Source organism: Chitinophaga sp. (genome assembly GCF_036569185.1).
In the GTDB taxonomy this organism is placed as follows: domain Bacteria; phylum Bacteroidota; class Bacteroidia; order Chitinophagales; family Chitinophagaceae; genus Chitinophaga.
The window spans coordinates 1-18795 of record NZ_DATCRD010000363.1 but is presented as its reverse complement, the minus strand read 5'-3'; the positions used below and the strand labels follow the sequence as shown (position 1 = coordinate 18795).

Below are 18795 nucleotides of genomic sequence, written 5' to 3'. Positions count from 1 at the left end.
CTGCCATTTCGGTAGTTGTTTTCCCGGAGGCAAGCATCCCAAGGATCTCCTTTTCGCGGGTAGTGAGTCTTGCCAGTTCACGGAAACTGTTTAATTGCGGCGCTGCAATAATTTCCTTTACGGCCTGGCTGAAGGCTATCTGCCCGTTTAATGCTTCATTGATACAGGTGATCAGCTCCTCCAGGGTGGCGTTCTTAAGCAGGTAACCACTGGCGCCGTTTTGCAGCATCTCCATAATAATACCACGGTTATGATGATTGCTGAGTGCCAGCACAATGGTAGCAGGCGCTATTTCCTTTGTTTTTTTGCACAGTTCAATTCCACTGATATCCGGCAGCGTAATATCCAACAGCACCACATGCAGGGAGGTATCTGACAGGTAGTCAAGAAATTCCCTGCCCGTCGTAAAGCGTCCGGCAACATGAATGTTTTCTTCTTTTTCCAGTAACCTGGCTAAACCTTCCATTACAATAGGATGGTCATCTACCAGGGCAATAGTTGTTTTATTTGGTAGCATGTAATTCAATATTTACAACACTTCACTGATCTGCGCAAAGATCCGGTAAAAGGTACAAAAAATAGTGCGGCCCGGAGGGATGGAGATAAAAATCACTGTTTTCAGGGAGGGTGGCAACTACCAGGGAACGGGTCTCTGCATAAACTTCACTATATACCGCGTAAAATCCGTTTACTGGCGATATATCGTGACATTCTATACCAGTACCGTTGTTTAAATGGTTGATTTGAAAGGTGTTAACCAGGTGGCACAAGGGTTGTAAACCCCATTGTGCAATAATAGTGTTGCGTTATCACAAAAAACAAACAACATGAAAGCTCTTCCTCAAATCCTGCAGCGGCTTTTTTCGCGCGACGATGTAAAGGCGCCGGTCATCACCGTGCAAACGGCCCTGGAACCCACTCATGAAAAGGATGCTTACCAGGGCGGCGAGTTCCTGGATGATCTTATCCGGGAAGAAGACGCCGGAGAAGATGAAGTAAATCCACCGGTTTCCTGATGAATCAGAAAGTACATGCACGTAGGTAAATCATATAAGCTCGTTGATTTTCTTTTCTGGACAAGGAGAAGGATTTATACACTGATCATACTGGACACCCTGCCGGTGGCGCTTTATCAATGGCTGGAAATAAAGTGGCTGGTAGTTCCCTGGGTGGTGGTAGCATTGCTGGGCACAGCTACTGCCTTTATAGTAGGGTTTAAAAATACACAAACATATAACCGTACCGGCGAGGGGCATGATATATGGACGAATATCAGCAATCTCAGTATTACCTGGGGGATGTTGTGCCGCGATTACTTTAAGGATGAGGACTTTGTGCGCCTGCTGGTTTACCGCCATTTTGCATGGCTTACAGTATTGCGTTACCAGATGCGGCAGGGCCGTGTATGGGAAGTGGCGGATGCCCGTTACAATGCGGAGTACCAGCGTTACTATACTATTCCCGAGCGGGAGCATGCTTTTAAAGACGAGATATTGAAATACATACCGCCGGAAGAGTGGGCTCATATTTCAGTTACCCGTAATCCCGGAACGCAGTTGCTGGCGTTGCAAAGCAAAGCGCTTAAAGCAGTATATGAAAAGCAGGAAGTAGTGGTAGCCCAGTATGCGGAGCTGCAGCGTACCATCAATGGTTTTATAGTGCAGCAGGGCTTGTGCGAATCGCTTAAAAACACGCCGTACCCAAGGCAATACTCTATTGTCAACACCATTTTTGTGAGCATGTTCTGTTTCCTGCTGCCGTATGGCCTGTTGCAGGAGTTTGACCAGCTGAATGCCGTGGTAACAGGGTTGATGAAAGGGCATATGATCTGGCTGCTGATCCCTTTTTGTGTGATCATATCCTGGATGTATACGTCTTTGGAGCAGGTAGGAGAAAGTACGGAGTACCCATTTGAAGGGAGCGCCAATGATGTGCCGATATCACAGATCTGCCGGGCCATTGAAATAGATCTCAGGGAGATGCTGGCCGAAAGCGGATTACCGGCGCCTGTTATGCCGCAGAACGACATCCTTGTTTAAATATCTGCATCTGAAAAAAAAGTTCAGGGAATTTGTCTAATCCGGGAAAGTCAGTTGTTATTAAGATAATAAACCAATAAAATAAAGTAAAATGGAACAAAGAATTAACTTTCAGGAAAAAGGACCGGGAGCGGTGAAAACACTCTTTCATACCGGTGCATATCTGAAGAAATCCTCTATTGAGGAAAAACTACAGGAACTGGTTTTCTTCCGGGTATCGCAGATCAACGGTTGCGCTTATTGCCTGGATATGCATGGAAAGGATGCCCGTGCCCATGGAGAAACCGAGCAGCGTTTATATGCGTTGAGCGCATGGAGGGAAACGCCGTTTTTTACTACCAGGGAAAGAGCCGCGCTGGCATGGGCAGAGGCTGTAACCAGCTGCCACGTACCGGATGAAGTGTATACCCGCGTGAAAGAACAATTCACTGATGAGGAACTGGTAGACCTGACGCTGGCTGTTTCCACCATCAATACCTGGAACCGTTTCAACATTGCTTTCACCACGCCTGCCTTTGTAGGCACTTACCAGGTAGGGCAGTTCGGGTGAAGCGTTGCGCAGGCATATTAAAACCCATGATATATGAATGATTTTTTATTGGTATTCCGCAGAGACTACAAAACAAAGGAAGTACAGCCATCGCCGGAAGAACTGCAGGCGCACCTGAGCCGGTGGCGGGAATGGTTTGATGACCTGAAGGCGCGTGATGTGCTTGCCAGGCCGCTCCAGCCATGGGAAGGCGCAGGCAAGGTGGTGAAGCACGACAAAAGTGTAACAGATGGCCCTTATGCGGAGATCAAGGAATCTATCGGCGGGTTTATTGTGATCAGGGCGGAAAGCTATGACGAAGCGGTGAAAATAGCCGGGGAAGCGCCTATCCTGGAACTTGGCGGAACAGTGGAGATACGTATGGCGGTAGGATAACGTTGCAATGCTGTGCTACGACACAGCGACAAATAAAAATGCCTTTCTTACTTTTGTAAAAGCATTTTATTTGCAGCATGGATGGGAAGGAATTATTACCGCATTTATTCAGAACGGAGTACCGGAAAATGGTGTCGGTATTGGGCTCCCTTTTTGGCATAGAGCATATAGAACAGGCGGAAGATATTGTGAGCGATACCTTCCTTGCTGCCACGGAATCGTGGAGCGCGAAAGGATTGCCGGAAAATCCAACCGCCTGGCTATATGCCGTGGCCAAAAATAAAACGAAGAACTGGCTGAAGAGAAATAACTTTTTTCAACAGAAACTATTGTCGGATCTCCGGTATAATATCCCGGAGGGAGAAGAAATAGAAATAGATCTTTCGGCCCGCAATATTACAGACAGCCAGCTGGCAATGATCTTTGCGGTATGTCATCCCTCCATTCCCGCTGAGTCGCAGGTAGCTCTTGCGCTGAACCTGCTCTGCGGGTTTGGTACACAGGAAATAGCGGATGCATATCTCACCACAAAAACAGTTATTTACAAGCGGCTCAGCAGGGCCAAGGAAAAATTAAAAGAAGCTGGTATAAAAATCCAGCAGCCTACATTTACGGAAATAGAAGAGCGACTGGGAACCGTGCTGAAAACTTTATATCTTCTTTTCTCTGAAGGCTATTACTCTACTTCGCACAATACTGTGTTGCGGAAAGACCTGTGCGTAGAAGCCATGCGGCTTTGCTACCTGTTAGTGGAACAACCGCAAACCAACCAGCCTGCGGTAAATGCATTGCTGGCTTTAATGTGCTTTCATGCCTCGCGTTTTGATGCGCGGGTAAATGATATGGGAGAAATGATCCTTTACCAGGAACAGGATGAAACACGCTGGAACCGGGAACTGATAGAACGGGGTGAATATTATCTTAACCAGGCCGGCAGCAGTTCCGAATTAACAAGGTATCACCTGGAAGCGGCCATTGCCTGGTGGCATACGCATAAGGAAGATTCCAGCGAAAAATGGAACAACATCCTTGACCTGTATAACCAGCTGCTGATACTGGAGTATTCACCCATTGCCGCATTGAACCGGACCTACGCAATTGCCAAAGCAAGAAGCAAACAGGAGGCTATCATAGCGGCGGAAAAACTACAGTTAACGGATAACCATTTTTATTACTCATTGCTGGGAAATCTTTATACAGGTATAGATAATGAAAAGGCCCTGCTGCATTATGAAACAGCCTTGAAGATGGTCACCACTCACGCAGATATCGCCCTCATAGAAAAAAGCATCGGGCAAATAAAGCGCAGCTGATCTTTTTACTGAACATGTTACGCGCCGGCCGGAACGGTTGGCATGTCCTTCCTTTGTCCTTTATCCAAAAACAATTAAAAGAATTTTTATCATGCTTAACTTCAAACAATTTTTCCGCTCCTCAGTGGGCAGAAAGCTGATCATGTCTGTAACAGGGCTCTTTCTCTGCCTGTTCCTTATTGTGCACCTGGGTGGCAACCTTACGTTGTTTGCCGGTGATGAGGGTTACACGTTTAATATTTATGCGCATTTTATGACGCATTTCCCACCGGTGGAAATTGCCGCCTATACGCTTTACATCGCTATCCTGGTGCATGCTTTTTACGCATTGTCACTGACCATAAAAAACCGGAAAGCGCGCCCGGTAAAATATGCAGTGGCGCCTAAAACACCGGTGCGTTGGGCCTCCCTGAATATGGGGCTGCTGGGCAGTATTATTTTCCTGTTCCTCGTGATCCACATGAGTAATTTCTGGGGAAGATATAAATTTACGGAAGGCGCTTACCGCGAATACAGGAAGGAGCTGTTGACCGGTAAACTAACCTCCGCTGTATACGTGCCGGCGTCGCCTGATTTTGAGTACGCAGTAACAACAGAAGGCAATACTGAAATTGTGAGGGTAAAAGACCTGTATGTAATAGTGGCGCACAGCTTTAGCCTGCTCTGGTATGTACTGCTTTACCTGGTGGCTATGGCAGCCGTTTCCTATCACCTGTATCATGGCTTTCAAAGCGCCTTCCGGACGGCAGGGCTGGTACATCAAAGATATACGCCCGTTATACAGGCTACCGGTATATGGCTTTTTGCGGTGATCATCCCGCTTGCATTTGCATCGATGCCCATTGTATTTTATATCAAAAGCCTTTTGTAATTAATAGCCGGAAAGTATTAAAACCCCTGCGATATCGCAGGGGCTTTAATGTGCAGTTTCATAGCTGTAATTTACGCTACGGGTACGGCCATACGTACTTCAACGATGGCGCCAAACCGGATAATAGGGCAGCCTTTTGCTACCTCTACAGCATCATCATAATCTTTTGCGCGGATCAGGAACAGGCCGCCTATAGATTCTTTCCCTTCTGCATAAGGACCGTGGTGCACCTGCTCCTTCGTTTTTTCAAACCTGATCACCCTGCCATCGGCATCCCAACGTTTGGGAGGGGCCACCAGCCTGTTTTCGGCAGCAATTCCCGCTACCCATTCCTGGTAAGGTTTAAGTGCCTCTTTCATTTGCCCGGGCGTAGGCGCCGGGTTGGCACTGGTAAGATCCCTGTGGATCACTAAAAGGAATTCCTGCATGTTGTTTTGTTTTTTGAAAGATGATGATGTTGTTGCCGGGAAACTTCCAGGTTTGTGGTGTTATACTTTTACAGGCTGACCGGCAAGCCATGTTTTGAAATTAATGGAGCCGATACGTGCATTGGCGCCTGGTACCAGCGACTGTTCATTCAGCGTGGCGCCAAAGTACCTGGCTTCAGGGTCGGTAATTATTTCCCGCGGATCGTTGGTTGCTTTTAAATAATCTGTTACCAGGGAAGAGAGGGAGAATTTTTCCGGGCCCGCAATTTCAATGATGCCATTCACGGGCGTGCCGAGCGCAATGTCTGCAACGGCGGCAGCTACATCGTCCGACGCGATGGGCTGTATAGGCGCGGGCGATAAATGAATGGCTTCCTCCTGCGCAGCCGATTTTACAATACCCCCCAGGAATTCAAAGAACTGCGTGGAATGAATAATAGAATAAGGGATGCCTGATTGCCTGATCAGCTCTTCCTGGGCTGCTTTTGCACGGAAATAACCGCTTTCCTGGAGGCGGTCTGTTCCTACCACCGACAAGGCAACATGGTGTTTAACACCGGCGTTTGCAGCAGCTGTAAGCAGGTTGCGACCGGAGGTTTGGAAAAATTCCATCACGGCTTTGTCTTCAAAAGAAGGGGAATTAGCTACATCTATTACAATGTGGGCGCCTGTTAATACTTCAGCCAGTCCTTCGCCGGTGATCGTGTTTACACCGGATGCAGGAGAGGCGGCAATCACTTCATGTCCCGCCAGGCGGAGCTTTTCTACTGTTTTAGACCCGATAAGGCCGGTTCCACCGATGACTACAATTTTCATGGTCTTGTATTTTATTATGCCCGTATAAAGGCGATGGTTAAATAAATTCAATTTCTTTCTGCCGGTTAACAGGCAAGTGAAATGCCATCCATATAATGGTATGTTAACCAGTTTGTTAAGATGATTGTGTGGTTTTTTATTTCGCGTAATACAGCGGATTGGACCGGGTTTCACGAAATACCGTGTATCATTGGAGGAGATATAAAAAGGGGATATGCCAAAGATAAGTGAAGTCGCTGAACGTGTTTAAACAAACGCCGGCCTCCGTCAGATACCCAGATAAAAACCGGGTGTATCAACTGTTGATACACCCGGTTTTTATTTATTCCTGTTTAATTCACGAAGTAATCTGCTTTTGAGATCTTCAGTTTTTTCATCTTGGAATGTAAGGTAGTGCCGGGGATTTCAAGTATTTCCGCGGCGCCTCCAATGCCGGAAATTTTCCCGCTGCACCGCTTTAGTACCTCAATGATATGAGTTCGTTCGATCTGCTTCAGTGTTCTTGTGGAAACAGACGTTGCCTGTCCCTCTGGCCCGTCTTGTCTGCGCTGGGGCAAATGTATTTCTTTGAGTGTATTATCTTCACTGAGCAGGATGCCTCTTTCAATCTGGTGCTCCAACTCCCGCACATTGCCGGGCCAGTCGTAACTCTTTAGCTGTTTCAATACTTTGGCTGATATACCGGTTACTTTTCTCCCGATGTTCTTACTGAACCTGGCTACAAAGGCATTGGCGAGTGGCTCAATATCTTCCAGCCGGTGGCGCAGCGGGGGAAGGTGAATGGGGAATACATTCAGCCGGTAGTACAGGTCAGATCTGAAGCGCCCTGCCTGTACCTCTGCTTCCAGGTTACGGTTGGTGGCTGTAATAATGCGCACATCTACCCGGATGGTATTTTTGCCGCCTATTCTTTCCAGTTCCCGTTCCTGGAGCACGCGTAATAATTTTACCTGTAGCTCCGGAGGCATTTCGCCAATTTCATCCAGGAAAAGAGTGCTGTTATTGGCGAGCTCGAATTTACCGATACGCCTGTCTATAGCCCCGGTAAATGCGCCTTTTTCATGCCCGAATAATTCGCTTTCGATGAGATGGGCAGGCAGGGCAGCGCAGTTTACTTTTACCATTAATTTGCTTTTACGGGGCGAGGCATTGTGTATGGCGCGTGCAATCAGTTCCTTACCGGTACCGGTTTCCCCCAGCAGGAGCACGGTGGAGGAAGATTCCGCCACCTGTGTCATCAGGCGGTATACTTTCTGCATTTCGATGCCATTACCTACTATCTCCGAAAAATTATAGATGGTTTTGATCTGCTCTCTCAGGTAGTCGTTTTCATTTTCCAGTTTTTGTTTGTAGGCCAGTACTTTTTCATTGGCGCGTATATTGGAGATGGCAATGGAGATCTGTGCGCAGATCCCGTTCAGGATGGTAAGGTTTACTTCATCCATCAGCAGCCATAGTGTACCGAGGTTGGCATTGCCCGCGCGCAAGGGGGCGCCCACCGCATTCTTCAACCCGGTGTTTTTCCAGAACAGCACTACCGGGTTTTTATTGCCATTTGCTATTTCTTCCGCTACATTAAAAATAACAGGTCCTTCGTTTTTAAGTACCCTTGCGTTTATTACATCATGTATATCGATATTGCGGGACGCGATTTCCGTGAACCCGCTTTTCTCTTTTTCAAACAGCGTTTCATCCACCATGTAAGGGCTGAGCGTCACGCCATCTTCTTCTATCACCCGGATGATGGCCAGCTTAATGTGCAGTACATTCTTCAGTACATTTGATATGGCGAGTTGCAGATCATCTTTTGAGCGCAGGGCGGCAATGTCGCGGCTGAATTGCAGGAGAAAGGTTTGTTCATTTTCGCGGCGCAGTATTTCTTCATTGGCGATGATGTTGTACATCGCGATGGAGATCTGGGCGCATATGCCTTGCAGCAGCGGCATATTTATTTCTTCAAGGCCCAGCCACAAAATGCCCAGTGTTACATTGCCGGTGCGCAGGGGCGTACCGATAACGGTTTTGAATCCTGTCTTTTTCCAGAGTGGCAGGTAACGTGCGGTATGGCTGCCCCGGCTGATCTCTGTATTCACGCTGAAGAACAGGGGGATGCTGCTGTTCAGTACCCTGTTCTGAAGTCCGTCGTTGAGAGGTAACTTTGCAGTAAGCATCTCCTGTACCAGTTCATCTTCACTGGTTACCATACTCTCATCATAAATATAGGTGGTGGAAGTTAACTGTTCTTCATTGATCCTGTGGATCACATAACCATTCAATCCATCCAGTTTTTTAAGGCTTTTGCGTACGGCTTCGGCCAGATCGGCCTTACTTCTTACCGCCGCAATGTTGTTGCTGAAATCCAGCAGGAACGACTTTTCATTTTCCCGTTTCAGGATTTCTTCATTGGTAGTTTCATTTCCCGGTCCCGGGAATATGCGGCGTTCTGGTTCCAGTAAGCGGATACGGTTATTCACCCCGGCAGCCAGCACCGTAATGGTGTTTTTCATTTTTTTCATACTGAAAATGACAGATGGTTAATATGAGTATGTTGCATATAATATAACAACCGGTAACCCGTATTTGGACAAATTTTCGCCAATATTTTTATTATCTGTCAGGAAACGCTGTGAAATGGGTAAGTTATCTGGTAATCAGCCAGGTTGTGAAAAATAAAAAGCCGCTGGAAAGCGGCTTTATGATTTTATCTTCTCTCATCACTTCATTCGTTTTACTGAGGCAGCCAGTAATTAAATCCTTTACTTTTTACCTGTGCCCAGCTCTGGGGGGCGGGCCCACCGCTCCGGACCACATCCAGCGTGAAATCGGCGCTTTCAAAGGTCAGCACATCTGTGTAATCCTGGCCGATCACGTTTTTATAGTGGATGGTAAGTGTTTTGAGCCGGGGATCGTAGAAGTTATCATCGCTTGGTTGTTGTACCGTTGAATAGGCAAATGTTGGCGCGGGGAAGTTGCTGTTGCCCGACAGCACAGGCTCCACCCGGTAAACGCCGAAGTCTTTGTCTACCAGGCTTAGCACATTATACATCCAGCCGGCGCCATGGAAGCCAAATACTTCAAAGCTCCAGGCGCTGGTACCCCAGATGATGTATTTATCGTTGAGCTTTGGATCATCTGTAATGCTCATCGGGGTAATGTATTTATACTTCCTGGTTCTTCCGTCGGGGCTGTTCTCTGCTGCGTTGCTGGCCAGTTGTACGGAGAAATATTTTCCTGCGGGAATTTTAGGTATAGGGAACCCGGACCAGTTTACAGTTTTATCTTTTGTAACCAGCAGGCCGGCTATCATGAAACCGGTATATTGCCTGCTCAGGGGCACATTATCCGCACGGAGTATTTTCAATGGAAAGGCAAAGTTTTCGTAGATGTCCATCTTTTCCCTTTCGATGGGTATGTCGAAGATCAGAGAAGTGGAAGAAGATCCTTTTTTGATGTCTATCACAAATCCCTTTTCTTTTTCGTTGTAGGGAACATTGGTTGTAAAGGCCGATGCAGGAGGAATTTCTTTGACTGTATTTTTCAGGATATTATAATCATCCAGGGCTTCCTGGTCAAAGCCCACCACCAGCCGGACATCCTGGGCAGCGGGTAGTGAACCGCCGATGCCTATTTTGAATTTCACCTGCGCTGTAAAGGTTTTGTTGTCGATGATGGTATCCGAATCGTACTGGGCATTGATATACTTTAAAGTGTCTACAAAAGTATGCGCCGGCAGGTCGGATATTTCCCTTTCCGTGGCGGAAGTGGATGCGGAGGAAATGATATAGGCTTCCTGTTTGTAGAACTCTTTGTTTTCGTAGTCGGGTTTACCACAGCTGCCCAGGGTTGCGATAGCCGTTATGATAAAAAATATAGCGGGAATATGTTTCATGATATTGAGTTTAAGTGATCTACCATCCGGGATTTTGAGTAAGTGTGCCCCAGTAGTTGGCTACTTCCTGGAAGGGAATAGGTAAGAAATAGTTTTTGGGTCTGAAAACATACCCGTCTATAACTGCCCTGTCGTAGAAGCTGCCATCGGCTGCCATGAAGTTGCATCCGTATACGAGGCCGCCCATGCCGGCGCTGTTGCCCCAGTTATCGCGGGTGGTTTTGGCGGCGTCTTTCCAGCGGCGGGAATCGAAATACCGTCTTCCTTCAAAAGCAAATTCCACATACCTTTCCCGTTTAATTCTTTCGCGCATGATTTCCTTGCTGGCCGGGGCATACCCTGGCAACCCCGCCCTGAAACGTACCTGGTTAAGGTATTTTAACACATCGGCGTCGCCGGGGGTGTATTCGTTCAATGCTTCTGCATAGGAAAGATAGATTTCAGCCAGCCGTATTACATGATAGGGTTTATCGGAACTGCCGCCGGCATTCTGATCATCGTCCGCCACCCACTTCACAATGGGGTAGCCTGAGCGGGTAGAGGGCCTGTCGGACTGCAGGAAGCCATCGAGTGCATTGGCTTTATAATCGGCGTAATACAACGTGCCGTTATTTTGTTCATACCCGCGCCCTATAAAGCCGATGGTGGCATAAAACCTGGCCTCCCGGTTAAGGCAGCGGTTAGGCACTTTGGCATTGGTATTTGAAAGATAGAAGCCGGTGATAATGGGTGTTGACGGATCTTTGCCGGATCCTTTAATATAAAAATTATCACCGTTTTCCGATACTCCTGCATCGTTGTATAATTTCCTGTTTTCTTCTTCAATGGTTGCCCCGTTGTTCATAAAAAAAGCATCAACCAGTTTTTGGGTGGCACATACACGGGCGGTGTATTGTGCGCCTTCCCCGTTGTTATAATTCCTGGGAAATCCGAGAACAGACAGGTTAAATGTCTGATTGGGTAAATTCACGAGCCAGATGACTTCTTTATTCCAGTATGATTTGCCGCCGCTGAACAATCCTTTAAAGGAGCGGTAGGGATCAATACCGGCGGGTCCGTTGGGCCAGGATACATTGTTGCCTGGGAAGTTGCCCAATGGAACCGTGGTGTACCCGCTATTGGCAGGAACGGTATACAATTCAAATTTCCCCAGGTCGATCACCGCTTTGGCAGCATCCGCGGCTTTCTTCCATTTCAGTGGATCGGCAGCGGGGGAGAAGTAGGGTTTTCCTTTGGCATCTTTAAAGCCGCTGTAATCGGGGTTACCGTTTACCAGCGGGCTGGCGTCCCATAACAACACCCTGGCTTTTAGGGCCATGGCGGCCTCGCGGGAAGGGCGGCCCAGTTCGGAGGTGAGAATATCTTCTTTAACCGGCAATTGTTTTATACAGGTATCCAGGTCTGCAATAATAAAGTTCACGCATTCTTCCTGTGTATTCCTGTTGGTAGGCAGTTCTTCGGTTTTAGAATAATCGATTGTTTTGCTGACGATGGGAAAAGGCCCGTATAGTTCCAGCATCTGCGAATAAAAAAACGCCCGCAGGAACCTGGCATCTGCAGCGTATCCTTCTACTTCGCCTGGTACCAGCAGCTTGTCGTTTGCTTTATGATAATTCTCGAGGAAAAGATTACAGGTGCGGATAGCCTTATAATAGTTGCTCCAGAAATTATAGATGGGATTATCTGCATTGAATTTTCCCTGCGCAAAAATAAGATTGGAGTAATTGTCCAGTCCTCCGTGGCCTTCATCGTAGTTGGTATTGAATGGCCATGATCCCACCATATCTGTATAATTGGGAATGCCGCCATAACAGGCAGCCCAGGCTTTGCGGATATCTATCCTTTGTGTCCAGATATTGTTGAGATTATTTACCTCGTGCAGGTATTCATCGGCCTCCAGGTAGTGGCAGTTGAAAGCAGGGAAAATGAGCAGCAGGAGGAGGAGTAATTTTGATATATTGTTTTTCATGAATAACTTTTTAAAGATCAAATCCTATTTCCAGTCCCAGTGAGAGCGTTCTTTTCAATGGATACGCATACGATGAATATTGTTCAGGATTCCAGTCTTTAAACCTGGAGAAGGTGATCACATTATCGCATCTTCCGTAGTAGTAAATACTTTTGAACGGCGATTTCTTTGACCGGGGCGTCCAGTTGTAACCCAGTTCAGCATCGGCTATGCGGAGGTAAGACGCTTCCCTGAGCCAGAAGGTGGAGCGCTGGGCGTTGTTCTGGTTATCCGTACCAAAACCGAGGCGGGGATAGGTGGCGTCAAAATTTTCTGTAGCTGGGTTACCGGAGTAAGAGGCTGGTGTCCAGTGGTTTTTAACGGCAGCTATATATACTGCGCCGTTTTCGTTACCGCCTCCGTTGTAGGGGTTGAAAGGAATCCTTCCACCGGTGATGCTCCTGTACATATTGAACTTGCCGATGGCGCGGGTGGCAAACGTCCATTTTTTGTAGCGGAGATCAATAGCCAGGGAATAACTCCATTTCGGGTATATGTTCCCGGTCCAGATCCTGTCGTTGGGTGTGATCACCCCGTCGCCGTCGATGTCTTTATATTTAATATCCCCGGGCATTACTTTATTCCAGGTTTGCACCGGGCTGTTGTCGATATCTTTTTCATCTTTAAATAAACCCAGCGCGATATAATTCAGGTCACGGCCATAGTCGAGCCCAATGCCGCTCTGGTAGGCTACTTTAGGATCCAGCTGCCCATTTTCGAGGATAGTATTCGTATTATAGCTGATAATGCCTTTGATATAATTGATCCTGAAATTATTCCATGATTTGGCATAGGTGATATCGAAGTCGATACCCCTTGATCTTGTTTTGCCGAGGTTTGCTTTGGGTACAGCCGGTAATCCCAGGGTAGCGGGCAACCGGCTTAAATCGATGAGCTGATCGTTGTTCACATACTGGTATGCGTCTATCACTATTTTTATTTCCCTGAAAAGCCCTATTTCAGCGCCTAAATTCAGTTTCTGGTTGCGTTCCCAGGTAAGGTTCAGTTGTTCCAGTCTTGATTCACCCACACCGGGAATGAAAGTGCCGCTACCTGCCGCCTGTCCGAAGCCGAAGGTATAACCGGCAACAGGGCCGGTGGTAGCCATATAGCCAAAGCGGGTAGCATTGCCGGGAGCGCCAACGGTACCGTATGATATCCTGAATTTGAGAAAGTCGATTACTTCGGAAATATTTCCCCAGAACTTCTCACCGGAAGGCACCCAGCCAAAGCCGATAGAAGGAAAGGTAGACCATCGTTTATCTGGTGTGAACATCTGCGACCCCGAGGCGCCGAAGTTCACGTCTGTAAAATATTTATCGGCCCAGCCTAACGTTAATCGCCCTGCCACGGATTGTTCGCGTGCGGGCAATGCATTAATGAGTAATGTGGCTCCATCGCCATCCGGGGCATCGGTAAGGAATTCGCGCTGCTTGTAAAGCAGTAACCCTGTTACTGCCAGGTGTTTGAGAAATGTTTGTGCATAGTTCATACTGCCCTGGAGCTCTATCACGCGGTTGCCGGTGGGAGCTACATAGTTAAAGCGCATTTTATCATCGAGATCCGGTGTTTTATTGATGGTGACCAGGTTGCCGTCTTTATCCCTGCCGGAGCCCATATAGCTGTTGGCGAAATCAGGCGCATGCCGCTGGTAGTCTTTAATATACTGATGCGCATAAAAATTGCTTTTGGTAAAAGATGCGATGCCGTTAAGGAACAGTCCTTTGGTGATCCAGTCCAGCTTCTGTGTGACGTTTACGTTGGTCGACATGTAATTGGCGTATCGCTTGATAAAGCCGGTTTTATTCAGTAGGGAGTAAGGGTTCACAATCCCGATGGGTTCTTCCGGGGCCGTGCCGTTGGAGTATTCTGCCGGGAATAGGGTAGGGTTGATCATGTTCATAATATCGAGCAGTTTGTCTACTCCCTGTCCGGGTTCCGTGGTGGTGTTATATCTTCCGTCGAAACCAATGCCCAGTGTGGTTGTGGGCGACAGATCCGCTTTCAGGTTGGAGCGGAAGTTAAACTGGTTGTAATTGGCATTGGAGGCGCCTTTGCTGTTGAACATGCCTTTTTCATTGTAAAAGCCGCCCGACATGTAATACGTAACTGCATTACCGCCACCGCTGATATTGAAGTTGGCTTTACTGGCAGGATTATTTTGCTTCACCATGGTTTTGTACCAATCTACATCCGGGTAAAAATCCATATCGTTGTCGGCGAATTTTGCAATTTCTTCATCGGTATAAAAAGGACGTTTGCCACGTACTGCCAGCGCTTCGTTTTTCATCCGGGCGTAAGTAGGCGCATCTACCCACCGGGGTTTGTACGACGCGTTGTTGATGGAAGAGGATGCAGAGAGGCGGATGGTAGGGCGCGAAGCGATCTTACCGGTTTTGGTGGTGATAACGATGATACCATTGGCGCCTTCAAGGCCATATACTGCAGTGGCGGATGCATCTTTCAGTATGGAGAAAGTGGCGATGTCGTTTGGATCTACGTCATCGATATTTCTGCGGAGGCCATCGATGAGGATGAGTGGAGAGGAGTTGCCGGTAACGGAGTTGATACCCCTGATAATGAAGGAGGCGCCATCCTGCCCCGGCTGACCGGATTGCTGTACAAAGGTAACGCCGGCCACTCTTCCTGCAAGCTGCGTGGTAAGGGAGCGGGTAGGGGCCCTTAACTCGGTAGGGTTCACCGTAGTGATAGCGCCCACTACGCTTACTTTCTTCTGCACGCCCATGGCTGTTACCACTACCTCGTCTTTTGTAACGCTTTCCGATTCCATCAATACAGGGAATTTCCGTAGACTGGCATTCGGGATTGTTTTAATATCCACCTCCTGGGACCGGTATCCTACCGATGAAAACACCAGTGTGGAATACCGGGGGATATTACTGAGAATAAAATACCCGTTCTTATCTGAAACAGTTCCTACCAGCGGATTTGCTTTCAGGTAAATGCTGACTGCAGTTATCGGCTGGTTCTGAAGATTAGTAATAGTACCGGAAACCGTGATGTTTGAGCCACTACTGTCTCTTGTTGCGAGCAGCGCAGAGCGCGGTGTCTGGAGCGACACCAGTTTATTGGAATTGACGCGGAAGGAGATATCGGTTTCTTTCAGGATGGCGGTTAATACCGTGGTGATGTTGCCGCTTTTTCCTTCATAAGGGGCGGCGATCCTGTCGAATGCCGGGTCTTCCGTATAAAGGAACCTGTATGGCGTGTTTTTTTCGATGTATTCCAGTACTTCCCGGATCGACTTTTTACCGGCGGGAACGCTCACCTGCTGTGAATAGGCCCGGAGGGAAGGACATAAGCCCAGCACGACGCCGAGATACAGCAGTAGCCTGCAGAATTTTTTCAAATTCATGTAAATTTTGGTTTATAAAATGAACATAATAGGTAAAAGCGGATACCTGCAGACTTCATGACGCCCGCCGTATCTTATTTATAAAAGAAGTTGCAGTTAAGAAATCGTACTGCCGTGAGGGTTAGTACCTGCACAGCAGGTGTTTATTGCTCGATATATATTTTATTGCCTGAAATAGTATAATGAAAAGGAATAGTTTGTTGTAATGCAGAAAGGATCTCATGAACAGATTCTTCTGAAAATGTTACTGTGATGCGGATATCCTGGAATGTGGTATCACTGAAATAGATATCTACATTGAATTTTCGCTGCAGTTCATTCGCAACGTCGCGGAATCTTGCAGCGCGGAAAATCATTTTATTCTTCAGCCAGGCTGTCTCGTCAAAGCTGCTATCGGAGCGGTTAAACGCCATATGCTGTAGCGATACGGTTTCATTACGCGTTTCCTTCACTGTAGAAGGTATTGTATACAGGTTTTGTTTTTGATTGATGATCACTTTTTCTCTTGGCCGGAGCAGGATCACTCTTTCCGGATCTTTTTCCGTGGTGAGCTGAATAGTGCCGGTAAACAGGGAGGCTTCCACCAGTGAATCTTCGGCATATGCCTTCACGTTAAAAGTTGTGCCCAGTACTTTTACTTCCACGGCGCCGGCTGAAACGATCATCGGCATGGAAGGGTTTTTCTCTACATCGAAATAGGCTTCCCCTTCCAGGTTGATCAGCCTGTTCTTTACGCCGAAATCTTTGTCATAACTAAGCCGGCTGCCTGAATTCAGCATAACAACTGAGCCATCCGGCAGGTGAACAGTTGTTTTTGCGCCCCGTTCTGTATTGATTTTATTAACAAGCACACTGGCAGTATCGTGGCTTATTACCAGGTACAGCAGCGTAATGGCAGCCAGGTTCAAGGTGGCGGCCACATACATTTTTGAATAGCGCCGCAGGTGTTTGCCGATACCTTTTACAGGAGGCGAGGGTTCAACGCCGGGCACCAGTTCCGGGAGGTGACGACGTAAGCGTTGTTCACTCAGCTCAATAGCGGCAGGATCTTCCGTTGTAACAATTTCCAGGTTGAAGGCTGCGCCCAGGAATTCGCTTTGCTGGAATTCCTGCTGATGTATTTTCAGCAGTTCATCCAGCTCTTCCATCTCCTCACGGGATATTTCCTGGCTAAACTTTTTAGCGAGCAGTTCCCAGATTCTGTCCATGTAAATGGTAGTCGTTTATTAGAAGGAGTGGTAAAACTACCGGTTACCCTTAAAGGCCCGGAAAAAAAATTATGTAGTAGAGAAAGTGAAGGCTTTACTGAGTTTTTTTAAAGCGATACCCATTTGTGCTTCTACTGTTTTAGTGGAGATGTTCAGGATTTCGGCTACATCACGGTATTTGAATGATTGTTCTTTTACCAGCATGAAAATGAGCTTACATTTGGGGGGAAGCTGGTTGATAGCATTATTAACCCTGTGCAGCATTTCAGAAGAAATAAGCAGTTCTTCCGGGGAGCGGGCTACTTCCAGGCGGAAATCTTCAATGTTATCCAGTGGCTCGGTGAGGTTCAACTGTTGTTTCAGGAAAGTGAACGCTTTGTTCCTGGCAATGACATACAGGTATACTTCAGGATTCAGGACTTCCTGCATTTTTTCCCGGCGTTGCCATAACTGTACAAACACATCGCTGGCCAGTTCTTCGGCAGGTTCCCGCTGCTTCACGAGTGAGTGGATCAGTTTGAATATCCGGCTAAAATAAAGATGGTGCAGCTTTACAAGTACAGCTTCCCCGTCTGCATTGGGTAGTTGCTGGAATAGAAGCCTTGCTTCGGTTCCTCCTTTCATAACGATTTGGCTGATGTGTGCTGTTTATTTTGTCATTGTCACTTTAATAGCCGGTAGTTACAGGTCTATCTGAAATTAAATTAAGTCGGTGTCCCTGATTTACCAAGCTTCAGGCAAAATCCGGTGAGCAAAAGTTAAAATAACATTAGTGAAAATATCGGGGCTGGAAGAATATGGTGTACGTTATATTAGCAGTATGGAAAACAGCATTATTGAAATATGCCGGCAATGGAAGCAGGAAAAGATCCAGCTGAATCCAGGTGCGGCTCCTGATTTGATTTCAGCCGTGGAAAACAGCATCGGCTTTACATTTCCGGCAGGATTTAGAGAATTATATACAGAGATAAATGGTTTTCCCGATGGAGACTGGAGAGAAAATATGTTTTCAATATGGCCGCTTGAAAAGATACTTGAAGAATATATTAGTTGTGATGATAATAATTTTATTGGTTTTTCTGATTTTTTAATCCATTGTCATGCCATAGGATTTTTGAAGACCCAGCCTGGCGTTTTTAAGAGATATGGTGGCGAAGAATATTTTTTTATTGCTGCATCTTTCCTGGACGCTATTGCCTTGATAAATACCAATTCCGACCTGATCTATTGATAAAAGCTCCCGGGATTTTGTGTAATTTCCCGTTATGTTATATGAACAGCGAATGAAGGTGGAACTGGAGTGCGCCTTCAGCAGCCAGGAGCACCGGAGGAATGTATTTGAGCAGATAGGGGACTGGAAAGAAAAAAACAGCCAGCAGCCGGGACGGCGATGAATGCTTATAGAATGAGGATATTGGAGGGATGATAATATATCTGATTTAACAATGATAAAAAGCGATTGGATCCGGAAAGAAAACTTATTGCCTTTCCTTCTTATTTTATCACATTTATCCTCTTACGATTTTTATGAAAGCGACCGGGAGGCCATTGAATATGGGTTGATGGGTACCTCGGATGAGGACAACATTTGGTTTGAGTATAAACTTATTGGTAAAAAAACGATTTCCCTCCGGTTGGCGAAGGACCCGGAGGGTAACCTGCTATTTTATAACGTTGACTTCCCTGATGAGATGAAAGAGCCTATGGAATTGATGGATTATATATTGAGCAGCTTTTCAATGATGCCTATAGGTCTCTGAAATTACTTATCAGTTAGATGTTCTTCAATCTCCTGCAGAATTCTGCTTCACTGATTTCTTCGTTAAATCTTGTATAATACAATTGCACCAGCTTTTGAAATGGAACTTCCTTTATAACAATTTTTCCACTGGCCGGAGGATTAATGGCAATTTCCTTGCCTC

Annotated in this window: 18 protein-coding genes; 9 read left to right on the top strand and 9 right to left on the bottom strand. The window is 46.8% G+C overall.

The window, feature by feature from the left end; all coding sequences use genetic code 11:
* On the bottom strand, nt 1–517 hold a 517-nt coding region (locus tag VIM72_RS27700; protein ID WP_332006055.1), incomplete at its 3' end, for a response regulator transcription factor.
* 310 nt (nt 518–827) lie between these two features.
* On the opposite strand from VIM72_RS27700, the gene VIM72_RS27695 reads away from it, so the two are divergent.
* The 6 genes from VIM72_RS27695 (at nt 828) to VIM72_RS27670 (ending at nt 5148) form a co-directional block, all read left to right on the top strand.
* Nucleotides 828–1016, top strand: a complete 189-nt coding sequence (locus VIM72_RS27695) for a hypothetical protein (protein WP_332006054.1) — start codon at nt 828–830, stop codon at nt 1014–1016.
* A gap of 15 nt (nt 1017–1031) precedes the next feature.
* Nucleotides 1032–2039, top strand: coding sequence for a bestrophin family protein (locus VIM72_RS27690; protein ID WP_332006053.1), 1008 nt, complete (start codon nt 1032–1034; stop codon nt 2037–2039).
* A 91-nt stretch (nt 2040–2130) separates the two neighbouring features.
* Nucleotides 2131–2589, top strand: a complete 459-nt coding sequence (locus tag VIM72_RS27685; RefSeq protein ID WP_332006052.1) for a carboxymuconolactone decarboxylase family protein — start codon at nt 2131–2133, stop codon at nt 2587–2589.
* 33 nt (nt 2590–2622) lie between these two features.
* The gene (locus tag VIM72_RS27680) at nt 2623–2964 is read left to right on the top strand and encodes a YciI family protein (protein ID WP_142688172.1); all 342 of its coding nucleotides are present in this window, start codon (nt 2623–2625) and stop codon (nt 2962–2964) included.
* 77 nt (nt 2965–3041) lie between these two features.
* Nucleotides 3042–4277: an RNA polymerase sigma factor gene (locus tag VIM72_RS27675; RefSeq protein ID WP_332006051.1), complete on the top strand. Its 1236-nt coding sequence runs from the start codon at nt 3042–3044 to the stop codon at nt 4275–4277.
* A 91-nt stretch (nt 4278–4368) separates the two neighbouring features.
* Nucleotides 4369–5148: a succinate dehydrogenase cytochrome b subunit gene (locus VIM72_RS27670; RefSeq protein WP_332006050.1), complete on the top strand. Its 780-nt coding sequence runs from the start codon at nt 4369–4371 to the stop codon at nt 5146–5148.
* A 71-nt stretch (nt 5149–5219) separates the two neighbouring features.
* Here the strand turns inward: VIM72_RS27670 and VIM72_RS27665 are convergent, their stop codons facing one another.
* The 8 genes from VIM72_RS27665 to VIM72_RS27630 all read right to left on the bottom strand — a co-directional run bounded on the left by VIM72_RS27665 (nt 5220) and on the right by VIM72_RS27630 (nt 17497).
* Complete coding sequence (locus VIM72_RS27665) at nt 5220–5576, bottom strand: YciI family protein (protein WP_332006049.1); 357 nt, start codon at nt 5574–5576, stop codon at nt 5220–5222.
* A 60-nt stretch (nt 5577–5636) separates the two neighbouring features.
* Nucleotides 5637–6392 carry an SDR family oxidoreductase gene (locus VIM72_RS27660; protein ID WP_332006048.1) on the bottom strand — a complete coding sequence of 252 codons (756 nt, stop codon included), beginning with the start codon at nt 6390–6392 and terminating at the stop codon, nt 5637–5639.
* Nucleotides 6393–6724: 332 nt separating this feature from the next.
* Entirely contained in the window at nt 6725–8899 is a 2175-nt protein-coding gene (locus VIM72_RS27655; protein WP_332006047.1) for a sigma-54-dependent Fis family transcriptional regulator, read from the bottom strand.
* A 221-nt stretch (nt 8900–9120) separates the two neighbouring features.
* A complete protein-coding gene (locus VIM72_RS27650; RefSeq protein ID WP_332006046.1) occupies nt 9121–10281 on the bottom strand; it encodes a DUF1735 domain-containing protein in 1161 nt (386 codons plus the stop codon).
* A gap of 19 nt (nt 10282–10300) precedes the next feature.
* Nucleotides 10301–12250, bottom strand: coding sequence for a RagB/SusD family nutrient uptake outer membrane protein (locus VIM72_RS27645; protein WP_332006045.1), 1950 nt, complete (start codon nt 12248–12250; stop codon nt 10301–10303).
* 10 nt (nt 12251–12260) lie between these two features.
* Nucleotides 12261–15665 carry a TonB-dependent receptor gene (locus VIM72_RS27640; protein ID WP_332006044.1) on the bottom strand — a complete coding sequence of 1135 codons (3405 nt, stop codon included), beginning with the start codon at nt 15663–15665 and terminating at the stop codon, nt 12261–12263.
* A gap of 143 nt (nt 15666–15808) precedes the next feature.
* On the bottom strand, nt 15809–16873 hold the full coding sequence (locus VIM72_RS27635; protein WP_332006043.1) for a FecR family protein: 1065 nt from the start codon (nt 16871–16873) through the stop codon (nt 15809–15811).
* A 69-nt stretch (nt 16874–16942) separates the two neighbouring features.
* Nucleotides 16943–17497 (bottom strand): RNA polymerase sigma factor, encoded by a 555-nt coding sequence (locus tag VIM72_RS27630; protein ID WP_332006042.1) that lies wholly within the window; start codon nt 17495–17497, stop codon nt 16943–16945.
* A gap of 196 nt (nt 17498–17693) precedes the next feature.
* On the opposite strand from VIM72_RS27630, the gene VIM72_RS27625 reads away from it, so the two are divergent.
* From VIM72_RS27625 to VIM72_RS27615, 3 genes are read left to right on the top strand one after another with little or no spacing between them, the layout of a single operon-like run.
* The gene (locus VIM72_RS27625) at nt 17694–18104 is read left to right on the top strand and encodes an SMI1/KNR4 family protein (RefSeq protein WP_332006041.1); all 411 of its coding nucleotides are present in this window, start codon (nt 17694–17696) and stop codon (nt 18102–18104) included.
* Between the two features lie 34 nt (nt 18105–18138).
* Nucleotides 18139–18267, top strand: coding sequence for a hypothetical protein (locus VIM72_RS27620; RefSeq protein WP_332006040.1), 129 nt, complete (start codon nt 18139–18141; stop codon nt 18265–18267).
* A 51-nt stretch (nt 18268–18318) separates the two neighbouring features.
* Complete coding sequence (locus tag VIM72_RS27615; RefSeq protein ID WP_332006039.1) at nt 18319–18633, top strand: hypothetical protein; 315 nt, start codon at nt 18319–18321, stop codon at nt 18631–18633.
* Nucleotides 18634–18795 lie beyond the last annotated feature (162 nt).

Coding starts and splice junctions, on each gene's coding strand:
- VIM72_RS27615 (WP_332006039.1), top strand. CDS start 18,319: ATGATAAAAAGCGATTGGATCCGGAAAGAAAACTTATTGCCTTTCCTT.
- VIM72_RS27655 (WP_332006047.1), bottom strand. CDS start 8,899: ATGAAAAACACCATTACGGTGCTGGCTGCCGGGGTGAATAACCGTATC.
- VIM72_RS27630 (WP_332006042.1), bottom strand. CDS start 17,497: ATGAAAGGAGGAACCGAAGCAAGGCTTCTATTCCAGCAACTACCCAAT.
- VIM72_RS27620 (WP_332006040.1), top strand. CDS start 18,139: ATGTTATATGAACAGCGAATGAAGGTGGAACTGGAGTGCGCCTTCAGC.
- VIM72_RS27675 (WP_332006051.1), top strand. CDS start 3,042: ATGGATGGGAAGGAATTATTACCGCATTTATTCAGAACGGAGTACCGG.
- VIM72_RS27660 (WP_332006048.1), bottom strand. CDS start 6,392: ATGAAAATTGTAGTCATCGGTGGAACCGGCCTTATCGGGTCTAAAACA.
- VIM72_RS27690 (WP_332006053.1), top strand. CDS start 1,032: ATGCACGTAGGTAAATCATATAAGCTCGTTGATTTTCTTTTCTGGACA.
- VIM72_RS27680 (WP_142688172.1), top strand. CDS start 2,623: ATGAATGATTTTTTATTGGTATTCCGCAGAGACTACAAAACAAAGGAA.
- VIM72_RS27685 (WP_332006052.1), top strand. CDS start 2,131: ATGGAACAAAGAATTAACTTTCAGGAAAAAGGACCGGGAGCGGTGAAA.
- VIM72_RS27695 (WP_332006054.1), top strand. CDS start 828: ATGAAAGCTCTTCCTCAAATCCTGCAGCGGCTTTTTTCGCGCGACGAT.
- VIM72_RS27665 (WP_332006049.1), bottom strand. CDS start 5,576: ATGCAGGAATTCCTTTTAGTGATCCACAGGGATCTTACCAGTGCCAAC.
- VIM72_RS27645 (WP_332006045.1), bottom strand. CDS start 12,250: ATGAAAAACAATATATCAAAATTACTCCTCCTCCTGCTGCTCATTTTC.
- VIM72_RS27625 (WP_332006041.1), top strand. CDS start 17,694: ATGGAAAACAGCATTATTGAAATATGCCGGCAATGGAAGCAGGAAAAG.
- VIM72_RS27670 (WP_332006050.1), top strand. CDS start 4,369: ATGCTTAACTTCAAACAATTTTTCCGCTCCTCAGTGGGCAGAAAGCTG.
- VIM72_RS27640 (WP_332006044.1), bottom strand. CDS start 15,665: ATGAATTTGAAAAAATTCTGCAGGCTACTGCTGTATCTCGGCGTCGTG.
- VIM72_RS27650 (WP_332006046.1), bottom strand. CDS start 10,281: ATGAAACATATTCCCGCTATATTTTTTATCATAACGGCTATCGCAACC.
- VIM72_RS27635 (WP_332006043.1), bottom strand. CDS start 16,873: ATGGACAGAATCTGGGAACTGCTCGCTAAAAAGTTTAGCCAGGAAATA.